The sequence below is a fragment of the Christensenella hongkongensis genome (assembly GCF_000981035.1).
GTDB classification, from domain to species: domain Bacteria; phylum Bacillota; class Clostridia; order Christensenellales; family Christensenellaceae; genus Christensenella; species Christensenella hongkongensis.
Window position 1 is genome coordinate 38,201 of the sequence record NZ_LAYJ01000116.1, and the last position, 13,529, is coordinate 51,729.

A 13,529-nucleotide genomic window follows, 5' to 3' on the forward strand; every position below is an offset into this window, starting at 1 on the left:
CCGTTCATTAAATTCCCCTACTCTTCTTATCATACAAAATTTTTTGCAAAGCTGCAAATATAATCTCCGGTTCGATGGGCTTTGACATGTGAAGATTCATACCGTTTTTCAACGCTTCCAATTCATCCTCGTAAAAAGCGTTCGCCGTCATTGCTACAATAATAATATCCTTTGCCTGCGGATGGTTGCTTGCACGAATCAGCCTTGTCGCTTCATATCCGTCCATCTCAGGCATATGCACATCCATTAGTACTACATCGTAATACCCCGGCTCTGATTCCAGAAATTTTTCCAGGGCCTTTTTCCCATTTTCGGCAGTCTCTACCTCAAACCCGACACGCTTTGTGAGTTCTTCCACAATTTCAAGGTTGAGCGCGTTATCCTCTGCAATCAGTAAGCGCTTGCCACTGAAATCGTATTTCGTTTCCCTGCAAACAGGAAGCGCCTCTACCTCGCCGCCCGCACGCCGCAGTATGCTCGAAATATCCTCGATCATCACGGGCTTCAGCATAAAATCGTTCACGCCCACCATGAGCGCCTCTTTTTCAATATTTTTGTAATCATACGCCGACATCAACACAATGTAAATGTCATTCCCTGCCTTTTCCCTGATCCACTCAGCCGTATGGATTCCATCCACATCCGGCATATACAGATCGATCAGGCATACGTCAAACCTGTTTGCGTTTTCCTTAAAAAGCAACGCTGCGTCAAATCCGGATGCAACCGCTTTGGTCTGAACGCCCATCTGCCTGCATAACAGCTCCAGATGGCCCCGGACTTCGATGTCGTCGTCAATGATCAACACGTTCAGCTCCCTCAGATGTTCGGACAACTGCTCTTCTGGCTCCTGCTCCGCGAGCGCCTCCAGCCAGAGGTTAAAATAGAACGCGCTTCCTTCTCCTTTTCTGCTTTCCACCTCGATCGTTCCGCCCATGGACTCTACAAGCGTTTTGCACAGTGCCATTCCAAGACCAGTGCCGCCATATTTCCGGTAAGTGGACGCTTCTTCCTGCTCGAACGGTTCAAAAATGCGCGCCATAAATTTTTCATTCATGCCAATTCCGGTATCCTTCACCTTAAATTTCAGACAGATTTGATTGCCGCGCTTCTCAAGCTCCCGGACTGTAACCCGTATCATACCGCCTTCTTTTGTAAACTTGACAGAATTGGATAGAAAGTTGAGCATCACCTGCTTGATGCGCATCTCGTCTCCTTTTACCCTGTCATGCACAACGTTTTTGAGCACAACGTCAAACTGCAATTTGTTCTCCTCCGCTTTGGGCTGTATGATGACCGCAATATCGCTGAGCATTTTATTAATGCTGAATTCCTTGTTCTCGATTTCCAGCTTCCCGCTCTCAATCTTGGACATATCCAATATATTATTGATCAGTTCCAGTAAGTGCATAGAGGCCATATTGATTTTTCTGAGACACCCCTGCGCCTTCTCAGGATCGTCCATGGAATATTCCAATATGCGCGTCATACCAATCACCGCGTTCATCGGCGTACGGATTTCATGACTCATTCTTGACAGGAATTCCCGCTTTGCCAAATTGGCCTTTTCCGAGTTTTCCAACGCCGCCTTCAGCGCGCTCTGCGACTCTTTAAATTCTGTAAGATCACTTGTCATCAGAACGTATTTAACTACCTCTCCACCTTCAATGATCGGGTAGCGCTTGGTTACAATATCCTTCTGGAGCCCTGTATCCGGATCTTTTATCTGATACTCATATTCCAGAATTTCACCAGGGCTCGTGTTGAAAAAATCCCTTGTTTTGTAAAATTCGGTTTCTTCAAAATAGGCGCGGGAAATTTCCATATTTTTTTTGTAATCTTCCGCGGCAAATCCCAAAATGCGCTCTGCATTTTCACTGATATACTCCACTCTCTGCGCTTTACAGTCATACACCATAAAAACTGCGTCTACATTTTCCGAGATTATGCTGAACAGCTTGTCGTTGTGATAAATATTTGCATTGCGTTTGCTGATCGTCCGCACACTGAGCACTGAAAGCAGGAGGGTAAGCGCTACAAGCGCAATTCCCCATACAACCGCCGCCTGGTTGGTCTGCTCGTTGAGTATATAGGATTCCTGAACATAGCCGCTCATAGCCTGCTGTGAATCGTCAATAATCTCCTGTACCAGCTCCTCCGCCTCAAGGTACAACGGATATGCTTCATCCATCAGCAATGTGGTGGCAGCATCCTTTTGACCGGCTTTAATCAACGCAATTCCCTGGTCGTGAAGAGCCTGTATCTGGTCAAAATCCTCATAAAGCTTTTCTACCGTGGCTTTATCGCCCTCATACTGCGTCATCAGGGTGTTCTTCAGTTCCTGCTGCAACGCCCTGTACCGATACATGTTATCAAGCGCATCCTGTTGCTGCTGGCGGTTTCCATCCGAGTTGAGCAAATCGAGCATCGTATTACGCGCATATAATATTTCCAGCCGCATCCTCCACGCGGCATCGTTTACTGCATACGGTTTCTGGTAAATCTGGCTGGTATACTCTGCCAGATTATCTGTGTTTCCAATCGTCATATATGCAAAAGCTGTGACCAGGATTGATATTATGATCACTGTTATGACCAAAAGCGCATTAATATTTTTGGGGCTCCACTGTTTCTTTTGCTTCATAACTTCCCTCTATTAATGTATATATGTTCTGGATTCAATAAATATTCCCATTTCAGTCGTATTTTCATAAAAAATCTTGAATTTTGCATTTTATTGTGACCAGCCGTGCAAAATTCACCCCATATCATTTTATTTCGAGACATGTTTGTTTGGTTCCTGTTTTTTAAAAAAATAAAAGCAGACACTTCCGGCCCTGCGCCAGGATATGCCTGCTTATTCTGTTTTCCAAACCGTGGGTTTCCCCTGTATAATTTTTTGTGCAACAACCTGAAAGGCCGGTATAATGGTTACCGCCATTATTGCTGATTTTCCTGTTGATCCCGCAATAAAATGCTTCATCTTTCCCTCTTTGACAGGTAAATAAATACAATGCCAAGATATTTGTAAACCGTCGCAATGAATAAAAAACATTTTTTTATTATTTTACAATAAAAGAAGACACAGGAGACCTGTGTCTTCGAGTCAGATAGCTGCTCTTTTACGCAATAGCGTTCCGCTCGGCGGATGTCCACCCGGCGCTTGTCATATGGCAAGCGCCAGCGTGACGATGCGGCAGCAAAATGCACCGTAAACCTTATCGATCAATAATTACAACTTCCCTGCGCGCGTCTTTTACCTGCATAAAGCGCTTCTGGTAACTTATTTTTTTGGAATCCCTCTTTGCAAGCGGCAGCCTTCCCTCACGCATATCACAAGCCAGCTGCTCCACATAATCATAAAAATGCTCCACCGCCTCACGAGAAGCTTTTGCGTGGTATTTTACCTCCAGCATTTTATTTTCAATCAGGATATCGTCCTTTCCCTGCGTTGCATAGAAGACAAGTGCCGCCGATCCGTACTGTATCAGGCGCCGGGCGGCGTTCCGCGGCCCAATATGCTCGAGCGTATCCGAAAAGCCGCATTTCAGGCAAATCATCCTGCCTCCAAAAAAACGGTTCCGGAAGGAATTCCTGCCACAGCGCGGACAAGTGTAAAATATCCCACGCGGGCTTACGAGCACGGGCTTTTCCAGTCCTGCCGCTTCCGTTTTATACAAAACCACAGCCACAAGCTTGTTAAATTCCCCGGAGGTCAGCTGTGCATGCTCCTCACCGCTTGTGAGCCTGTCGCCGATGCTCCCCAGCTTGTAGGTGATTACCGTGCTTTTATACTGCTGCGCAATGCCTACAAGACCATTTGCAAGGGCGTGCATGCCGTTTTTACTGCGAAAGCTTTTCCCTTTTGGTATCCTTCCTTCCGCAACAAGCGTCCCGTCACGGTCCGTGACCGCGTAACATACCGCACAGCTGAGACCGCGCGTAATGCCAAGATAAGTTTCGCTCCTGATTGTCTGCGGATATTCGCAGGCCACGTTGACAGAAAGATAATACTCGCCTTCCTTACAGGACAAACGTGCTGTTTTAAACATTTTTGGATTTTTAAGGCCCTGGAGCAAAATCTCGTGCTGCCTTTTGCCAAAGGAAAGCGGAACGACAAGATACCGCTCCTGCCGGTTGTCTGTTTCGAGGGGTTCATTGCCCGCATACACATACCTCAGTTTTGTATCACCGCGCGCTATGCCGCCCCTGCGCGCCTTGTCCTTAACGCTCATCAGGTATATTTTTGCATAAAACCGGCCGGACTCTTCATCATAAAGCAAACAGTAATCCCTGTTTTTCGCATAACGGCCAAACAGGATCGGCTTTTGCATATGCAGCGAGGAATACAGCCTTCCCAGTTGGGCTTCAAATTCCTTTCGGCATATTTTCCGTTCGTCAAACTCCCCCACAAGCTCTGTAAATCGCTCCTGAAACGCCTCCTCGTCCAATGCCCCATGCGGGTAGCGAGCCGTCTTTTGCGTTTTACGCAGGGAGAGCCAGCCAACCATTGTCATCGCATAATCAAGCTTCAGCGCATCCTTAAAAGGCTGTACTCCAAACTGGTTTAACTCATCCATGACTTCCTTTTTGAGCAGCGCCGTAATACGCCGCGTCAGGAACCCGCTCCCGGACTTCATTTCGCTGGCGATTGGCCCGACGTTTTCCCTTGTATGCCCGAACAGGTAGGTAAGCGCACGATTATAGCGGCTTATCGCATCGTCGATTACCGCTTTTTTCGCGCCCGAAAGATTATGCAGTTTCAGGACAACCGTCTTGATCACCATTTAGCAGTACTCAATCTCCACATCTTTTCCCATTTTCTTCAGAAGCCTTGAAATATCCTTTACCATACGAAGCTTCAGACTCAGATCTATTGGCAGGTCCGGGTTCTGGTGCGCCGGATTTGCAGCGCGCCCTACAATGAAGTGTGCCTTTGTGCAATCCTCCAGAAGCAGCTTTGCAAGCTTTGACGCTCCGTCCTGTTTAAAAATATCGAATATCTCTTCCATTTTACTTTCTTCGGAAAGATATGTCTGCATGATCTCAAACGTTTTCGCGAGCGTAACCACGCCCTCTGTCACAAGGTCGATGCCGTCGATCATGCCGATTGGAGGGACTCCCGGATCTTTATAGTCAATCTTAACACGCAGCTCCCTGCCGGAAATACGGCTTACGATCTGCGAGGTCGTCCCCCCGCACACCACCTTGATACCATCCACATCAAGCAACCGTCCCACGATTTCTTCGTCGCGCCCGCAGTCTACCGGCGGCCCGACCATGATGTGCGCCGGGCAGGAATGCCGCACCCGCGTGGTTACAAAGGTCGTATCGTCGCCGGGCTTATTATCGTAAAGCGAGTTGCAGGCCGAAAGCATCAGCTTGGTCATTGCCCGTGCGGGCATCTCCTTGCGGTAAGCACGGCAGGCATATTCCACAATATTATCGCGCTGCCAGCCAAAATTCAGCGTCTGTCCGACGCCCGCGTGAATCGCCCCGTCCGAAAAGGCAATGCACATATCGCCTTCCTTCATCACAAAATGGCTTTCCAGTATCTTTTTGTCACCGATTTCAATTTCCGTTTTATCAACCGGCAGTTCTTTTCCGTCACGTAAAATGATAACCTGCGGATTATCGAACTCCATCAGGTGAGCTTCGCCGTTTTCATGTACGCGCAGAATGGTAAAGGTACAATACGCGAGCCCCCGCACCGCGCATACCGGCAGTGTGGATGCCATTGTCTCCACCGTTTCATAGATATCCGCGCCCTCGGAGATCATCGTTGCCGCAATCTTACTCGAAAGCGTGGAAAGGATATTCGCTTTTACCCCGCTGCCCAGGCCATCCGCCAGTACGATGGTCGTAAAGTTTCCTTTACGAATAATCTCCACCTTATCCCCGCACAGCTCTTCGCCGTATTTGAACAGGCTTTCATTACTGGTTTCAATATATACGCTCATCTTCGCTCTCCTGAATATAATTCTTCAGCTTGGTAAGCGCCAGTTTTGTTTCCGCCGTCGTCTCTCCCAGGAGGCTCGCGATCTCCTGTGCCACACGCATTTGCTTGTTGATAACCTCCTGCGTTACCTCTACCGTCTCCGCACGCATCTCATTGATCTTTTTCTGCTGGTTCTCATCCTCGGTGATATCCTTGATGAGCAGCAGGTACATCGAGTTTTCCTTCACATAGATGGTGGACTGCTCCACTGTGATGCCAAGATCCTTATAGTACACCTTACGGTCGTAAATATTTTCCCCGCTCTGTTTCACCTCGTCGATGTCGTCGCAGTCGATGATCATGGAAACAGGCCTGCCCACATAGTTCTTCTCATTCAGCTTAAAAAGCTCCGCAGCCATGCTGTTGTATTCCATCAGGTTAAAGTCGCTGTCCAGTATTACAATCGCATTCGGCGTATTGTCGATCACCACGTTGGAAATACTTTCCGCCTTCTCACGCATAAAGGGCAGGCACATTTTGATGTCCGCTTTTCCCTGCAGCACGGCAATCGCCTTATCGCGGCAGGTCGGGTATCCGCAGCCGCCGCAATTCAGCTTCTTATCCTCAGACGTTTTGCCCATTTTGACAAAAATCTGCTCGATCTCCTCTTCCGAGGGCTGGCGCTTGTGCGCGCTGCGGTCTTTATACGGATGCGAAAAATCAAGCTTTACATCCTCCGAAACCGGCGCATGCGGCGTGCTGCGGTTTTTGGCATAACGCAACGTGCGGTCCTTTACCTGAAGGAACGGATGGTTGATTTCCTTTAGCCCCGGCCCGCCAAGGCAACTGCCGGTGCATGCGTTCATTTCAAGGAAATAGTCCTTCATATCGTCGGATTTCAACGAATCCAGTATTTCCATGCAGCGGTCTACTCCATCCACCGCCACGCATTTATAATTTTTGCGGACCGGCTTATCAATGGTTTTGATGATACCGCCCGGAATTGGATACAGCCTGTTGATCGTCGCTTTCATTTCCCGTACGTCCGGATCCTCCGCTTCAAGGTCGATCCCTTCGTCTTCCAGCCACTTCATCAGCTCGTCAAAAAGCAATACTGCGTCAATCGCGCCGCCGCCCGCTTCATCCTGCGCTTCATGGATTTTGGAGATGCACGGGCCGACAAAAACCGTTTTGATACGGCTCCCATAGACCTCTTTCATCATCTTGCCATGCGCCGTCATGGGCGCGTCCACCGGCGCAAGGTATGGCACAAGCTCCGGATAGTACTTTTCCACCAGCAAAACAATCGTCGGGCAGCAGGTGGTGATGATGTTTTTCATCTTGTGTTCCTTCATCAGCTCGCCAAAATTCCGCGACACCTGCGCGGCGCCAATGGATGTTTCCTCTACACCGGCAAAACCAAGCTTTTTGAGCGCGGATGAAATCTTCGGAAACGTCGCGTCTTTATAGCAGCTTGCAAACGAAGGCGCAACCGAAACGTATACTTTATCCCCGTTTTTGAGGTAACCCTTTACCTTTTCGATGCTGCTGTTGATATATTTCGCATTTTGCGGGCAAACCAGAAAGCAGTGTCCGCACAAAATACATTCCTTTTCCGTGATCTCTGCCTGCTCGTTTTTGAAGGCGATCGATTTCACCTGGCAGCTTCTGATACATTTATAGCAATTTTTACAATTTGCTTCTTTAAATTGAATAATACTCACTTTATACAGCGCTCCCTTCGGTCGCTTCACGAAAGGGATTACTTCCCTCTCGTGGACTCTCCCTGTCAGTAATAAAAAATAGACCAAAACCGCGACAGAGCTTGCCGCTCCGCCACGGTTATCATAATTCAGAAAATAATACTATCTCTCAAGCAGTGTCAAACCTTTGCCAGCACCTGGTTTTTGAAAAACTCGCCTACATTATCTGTGTTGACGGAAAAAATCTCTTCACCGATCTGCACCGAAACCGCGTCCGTGCAATGCCCGAGACAAAATACGCCCGTAAGCTCCACCTTGTCGCCCAGCTTGTTTTCCTCGATCATCTCCTGCAGCTCGCTGACAATATTGTAGCTCCCCTTTAAATGGCAAGCGCTCCCAATACATACATTGATCACCATCATTTTACTGTTTCCTCCCCTTTATTATAATCCACGTGCAACAGCTCATGAATCTTATTCTTCAAAACACCGCCATAAAGCGCCATCATTACAGGGTTTTCTTCAGAACGCTTCACCTGCGAAAGCTTATCCGCATCGTAAAGGCCCTTAGCCCTGTCCTCTTTTTCCTGCTTGCGCGCAAACGGCTGGCCCGCGCCCGCGATACATCCCCCGGGGCATGCCATTACTTCTACAAAATCGTATTCCGCTTCTCCGCTCTCCAGCTTTTCAATCAGCTTTTCCGCATTTGCAAGGCCGTTTACAACGGCAATCCGCAGTCTTCCATCCCCGAACGGAAGGCTCGCTTCCTTTATGCCTTCCATGCCGCGCACACCGGTATATGCGATATTATGCAGCATATTGTTGCTCTTATCGTCCACCACACGGCGAATAACAGCTTCCGTAACGCCGCCGGTTACGCCAAAAATTACGCCTGCACCGGATGTAATACCAAACGGCATATCCGCAGCTTCAGGATCGATATCGTCAAATACGATACCCGCCTGCTTCAGAATACTGGCAAATTCCTGCGTTGTGATAACGCCGTCCGTATCGCGCACGCCATCGCTGCGGACAAATTCCGGACGGACCTGTTCGTCTTTTTTGGCTGTGCACGGCATAATCGCAAATACGACCGTTTCCTTACCGTCCACCTCCTGTACCTGCTTGAAGTGCTCTTTGATGACTGCGGAAAAAATCTGCATCGGCGATTTACAGGTGGAAACCTGCTCCATCAGCTCCGGATGCTTATGCTCCGCATATTTCACCCATGCCGGACAGCAGGATGTAAAGAGGGGCAGCTTTTTGCCCTCTTTGTATTTCTTCAAAAACTCCTTGGATTCCTCCATAACGGTAAGATCTGCACCCATTGTGGTGTCGTAAACCTCATCCACGCCCATTTTCCGCAGCGCGCCGACAATCTTGCCCGCGACGTTCGTCCCCGGTTCGAGGCCGAATTCATCGCCCAGTGCCACGCGAACCGCCGGTGCAAACTGTACCACAACGCGCTTGGTGTCGTCGTAAATCGCATCCCAGAATTTCTGTGTACAGTTCCTGATCACGATTGCGCCTGTCGGGCACACAGAAGCGCACTGTCCGCAGTTCACGCAGTTTGTCTCCGCAAGCGGCCTGTTCCACGCAGTAGAGACCGTCATCTCCGAGCCGCGGTACGCAAAGTCAATCGCGCCCACATTCTGTATTTCCGTGCACATCCGCACGCAGTCTCCGCAGAGAATGCACTTGGACGCATCCCGGATAATAGACAGCGACGAATCGTCGATCTCCGTCTGCTTTTTGGTGTTTTCAAACCTGACGTTATCGATGCCAAACCGCAGCGCCAGCTCCTGCAGGCGGCACTTGCCGTTTTTCGGACAGGTGGTGCAGTCGCGGCAATGGCTCGAGAGCAATAGCTCCAGAATCATTTTCCTGTGACGGAAGAGCTGCGGCGTATTGGTTTTGATCTTCATTTTATCGCGCGGAGGCGTAGAGCAGGATGCGATTACTCCGCCCCATTCGTCTTCCACCACGCACATACGGCACGCACCGTAGATGGAAAGCTCCGAATAATAGCAGAAGGTTGGCAGGTCGATTCCCGCCTTCCTGATCACCGCGAGAATATTCTGTTCCTGGTCAAACTCTACAATCTGACCATCTATAATCATGTGCTTTTTATCTGTCATCACACTAAATTCCTTTCGTTTGCCGGTAATTAAAACTGCTCTGCGATTGCGCCGAAGCTGCACGCCTCTTCGCATGCGCCGCATTTGATACACTTTTCAGCATCAATCGTATAAGGGCTCTTCACCACGCCTGTGATCGCGTTTACAGGGCATTGGCGCGCACATTTGCTACAGCCCTTGCACTTTTCTTCTATGATCACATATTGCTTCATGGCCTGGCAGTTTTTCGCCGGGCACTTTTTATCCACAACGTGCGCCATGTATTCGTCCTCAAAGTACTTCATCGTACTGATTACCGGCGACGGAGCCGTTTTCCCAAGTCCGCAAAGCGCCGTTTTGGAAATCGTATCCGCAAGCTCGTGCAGCATATCGAGGTCTTCTTTTTCTCCCTTGCCTGCAACGATGCGCTCTAAAATTTCAAGCATCCGCAGCGTACCCTCGCGACAGGGAACGCACTTCCCGCAGGATTCGTTCTGCGTAAAGTTCATGAAGAACCGCGCAACCTCAACCATGCAGGTGTCTTCGTCCATCACCACAAGGCCGCCGGAGCCAATCATTGCGCCAACTTTTTTAAGCGAATCAAAATCAAGCGGAAGATCGAGATGCTCTTCCGTGAGGCATCCTCCCGACGGGCCGCCGATCTGCACAGCCTTGAATTTCTTGTCGTTTTTAATACCACCGCCGATATCGAATATGATCTCGCGGAGCGTCGTACCCATCGGCACCTCGATCAGGCCCGTATTGTTTACGTTCCCCGTGAGTGCGAAAGCCTTCGTTCCCGGGCTGTTTTCCGTTCCCATTTTACGGTACTCCCCGGAGCCCTCCAAAATGATCATCGGCACATTTGCATAGGTTTCCACGTTGGAAAGCACCGTCGGCTTATTAAACAGCCCATGCTCCACCGTGCGCGGCGGTTTTACCCTTGGCATACCGCGGTTTCCTTCGATAGAAGCTGTGAGCGCGCTTCCCTCGCCGCACACGAACGCGCCCGCTCCCTGGTTGATTTTGAGGTCGAACGCAAAGCCGCTTCCCAGAATGTCGTCGCCCAAAAGGCCGAGCCTGCGCGCTGCCGCAATCGCCACCTGCAGCCTCTTTACCGCGAGCGGATATTCCGCACGCACGTAAATATATCCCTCGTGCGCCCCTGCGGCGATTCCCGCGATCATCATTCCTTCGATCATACGGTGCGAATCGCCTTCCATAATGCTGCGGTCCATAAACGCGCCCGGATCTCCCTCGTCGCCGTTGCACACCACATAACGCTGCGGCTCCTTCTGGCGGGCTACCTGCTGCAGCTTTTTCCCTGTGGGGAAACCGCCGCCGCCACGGCCCCGCAGGCCGCTGTCAAGTATCTCCTGTATGATTTCCTCCGGCTGCATTTCAAACAACGCCTTCGCAACAGCCTGGTAGCCGCCGCGCGCAATATATTCCTCGATTGATTCCGTATCCGTATGCCCGCAGTTGGAAAGCACCATCCGCGTCTGCTTGCTGTAGAAGGGAATGTCCTCCTGCGCCGCATATGCTTTCCCATCACGTGTGAATAGCAAACGCTCTACCGCTTCGTCGCCCACAAGGCTTTTTTCGAGAATCTCCTCGCAGTCCTCCGGCTTCACCTTCAGGTACAGCCATCCATGCGGCTCGATCCGCAGCAACGGCCCCATCTCGCAAAAACCGTGGCATCCGCTTTTCTTAAAAGCGATCTCCTCGTGCGGCTCTTCCTTGAGCTCCACCGAAACCGGCAATCCACGCTCCTCGGCAAGCTCTTTCAAGCGCTCGTAGATTTCCAGCGAGCCGCCGGCGACGCAGCCTGTACCCGCGCATACCAGCACCTTCTTGTACTGCGCGTCGAGCGACTTTTTATATTGATCTTTAAAATCATTTAATTCCTTTATATTTTGTATCATATCTATTTAAGCTCCCTTGCATTCATCGATCCGGCGCGACGGCCTATTTCAGCGTATCCTCTGAATAGCGCACCTGCCGGTGCTTCCAAAGGGGGAAATACGTTCCCCCTTTGGGCATCCCCCCGTTTAAAGATGTTTCGTTTCGCGTTCCCGCTCACGAAACCAATTTATTCCTGACGACATCTATTAAGCAGGTTCGCTATTTACAAGATCGTCTATCAATTTGCACGCCGATTCCGGCGTCATTGCCGGGTATACCTTGTCGTTTACGGTAAGGACAGGCGCCAGCCCGCATGCTCCGAGGCACGAAACGGTCTCAACCGTATACAGCATATCCTCCGTCGTCTTTTTCTTTTCCGTAAGCCCCAGCTTTTTTCGCAGCGCTTCCAGAATCGGAATCGATTTCCTGACATGGCATGCAGTTCCATCACAAATTTTGATTACATATTTCCCTTTGGGTTCCAAAGAAAAATTTTCATAGAATGTAGCGATTGAAAAAACCTTGGCCTCTCCTACGCCAAGCTTCTCCGCCACATAACAAAGCGCGTCCACAGGCAAATAACGGTATTCCTTTTGAATTTCCTGCAAAATCGGTATAACCTCCGATTTTTTGGTGTACTCTGACAAAATCCTGTCAACTGTCTGCTTTACTTCCGCGTTCTCCACGTGTCCCATCCTCCCAGATACTGTATTCTTGCAAAACGATTTTACATACTTTGTTAAATATTTAACACATACTATTATATTGTATCTGTTTTACGGGAAATATTCAATCATTATTATAGGAATTTCTAAGAACTTTTTGTTAAATTATACTCTGGAGTTTTTTCCATTTGCAGACGCCTCCCAAAAAGCCGATTAACAACAAAAAACCGGTTTTCGCAAATTGCGAAAACCGGCCATATTCCAATCCTTTTTGATTATCCTGCGTTTTCTGCAAGAGCCGCTTCCCGAAGCTGCTCTTTTTCTTCTTCGGAAACGGTGATATCCAAAATACGCTCCGCATCCACGCCCATCATTGTTTTGGAGTCATACAGCACGATAAAATCAACATATTCGCTGCGCTCAACCCCGCTTGGAATACTTTGCAGCTCTGTCTTGGAGTAAGCGACAAGCGTTGTGATCTCATCCACCATAATACCTGTATACTGGTTGTTCCTGTTGAGCACGATTACAACTCCGCGGTTTACTTCCTTATACGTCTCGATCAGCTGATCAAGCAGCGGGATGACCTCGTTATAGCAGGTGCGCTTTGCGTCCTCCAGCCTTTTTTCTGCCGATTCCCATTCCTTCCTGGCCATAAGCTGGTTGATCTCCCCGCCGCAGCAATGGATAAACTCATGCGGCGCGGCAATCTTTTTCAGCACAAAATTCAGGCTGATATTATCCGTATGGAACTGATCGTACCATATGCCAAATTTGCACTTATGCGGATCAACTGCCTTTGTAAAGGTTACCCGCTTTTCCACAGCTTCCTCCAGCGCTTCGATCCAATCCACGTGCATCTGCTTCATTTCAGCAAATCGATTGACATATTCCGTAAGGTTCATCATATTGAACAGCGTACGCATCTCCACCACCGGAATGGTTCGGTGATTATAATTTGTCACGCCCAGAAGATACGGCGGGTTTCCCGGCATCTCCGTAATCTTTTCCGGAATCACAATCGAATCGACAAATTCACTGGTAATGCAGTAATCCGCATTGTTCAGCTTAAATGTGACCCATAGCTTGTTTTCATCATATGTTTCCATCGCGTATCCTTCCTGCGGTTTTATTCTATATTTACCTGTTATGTTTGGTATTATTTTCTCTATTATAGTCGTTGTAGCGCCTGAACACAATAG

Annotated in this window: 10 protein-coding genes; all 10 read right to left on the reverse strand. The window is 49.1% G+C overall.

Annotated features, from left to right (window positions below):
• Positions 1-7: 7 nt before the first annotated feature.
• Positions 8-2,644: a response regulator gene (locus CHK_RS15855; protein ID WP_052740588.1), complete on the reverse strand. Its 2,637-nt coding sequence runs from the start codon at positions 2,642-2,644 to the stop codon at positions 8-10.
• Positions 2,645-2,857: 213 nt separating this feature from the next.
• A complete protein-coding gene (locus CHK_RS17015; protein WP_268904089.1) occupies positions 2,858-2,983 on the reverse strand; it encodes a hypothetical protein in 126 nt (41 codons plus the stop codon).
• A gap of 235 nt (positions 2,984-3,218) precedes the next feature.
• Positions 3,219-4,787 carry a hypothetical protein gene (locus CHK_RS12820; protein ID WP_046444472.1) on the reverse strand — a complete coding sequence of 523 codons (1,569 nt, stop codon included), beginning with the start codon at positions 4,785-4,787 and terminating at the stop codon, positions 3,219-3,221.
• Entirely contained in the window at positions 4,788-5,960 is a 1,173-nt protein-coding gene (locus CHK_RS12825; RefSeq protein WP_046444473.1) for a SpoIIE family protein phosphatase, read from the reverse strand.
• On the reverse strand, positions 5,944-7,662 hold the full coding sequence (locus CHK_RS12830; protein WP_046444500.1) for a [Fe-Fe] hydrogenase large subunit C-terminal domain-containing protein: 1,719 nt from the start codon (positions 7,660-7,662) through the stop codon (positions 5,944-5,946). The genes CHK_RS12825 and CHK_RS12830 overlap by 17 nt, the downstream gene beginning before the upstream one ends.
• A 158-nt stretch (positions 7,663-7,820) precedes the next feature.
• A complete protein-coding gene (locus CHK_RS12835) occupies positions 7,821-8,063 on the reverse strand; it encodes an NAD(P)H-dependent oxidoreductase subunit E (RefSeq protein ID WP_046444474.1) in 243 nt (80 codons plus the stop codon).
• Entirely contained in the window at positions 8,060-9,778 is a 1,719-nt protein-coding gene (locus CHK_RS12840) for a [FeFe] hydrogenase, group A (protein WP_046444475.1), read from the reverse strand. The genes CHK_RS12835 and CHK_RS12840 overlap by 4 nt, the downstream gene beginning before the upstream one ends.
• 29 nt (positions 9,779-9,807) lie before the next feature.
• On the reverse strand, positions 9,808-11,682 hold the full coding sequence (locus CHK_RS12845; RefSeq protein WP_046444476.1) for an NADH-quinone oxidoreductase subunit NuoF: 1,875 nt from the start codon (positions 11,680-11,682) through the stop codon (positions 9,808-9,810).
• Between the two features lie 186 nt (positions 11,683-11,868).
• Positions 11,869-12,357: a complex I 24 kDa subunit family protein gene (locus CHK_RS12850; RefSeq protein WP_046444477.1), complete on the reverse strand. Its 489-nt coding sequence runs from the start codon at positions 12,355-12,357 to the stop codon at positions 11,869-11,871.
• A 245-nt stretch (positions 12,358-12,602) separates the two neighbouring features.
• Entirely contained in the window at positions 12,603-13,436 is an 834-nt protein-coding gene (locus tag CHK_RS12855; protein WP_046444478.1) for a chemotaxis protein CheW, read from the reverse strand.
• Positions 13,437-13,529 lie beyond the last annotated feature (93 nt).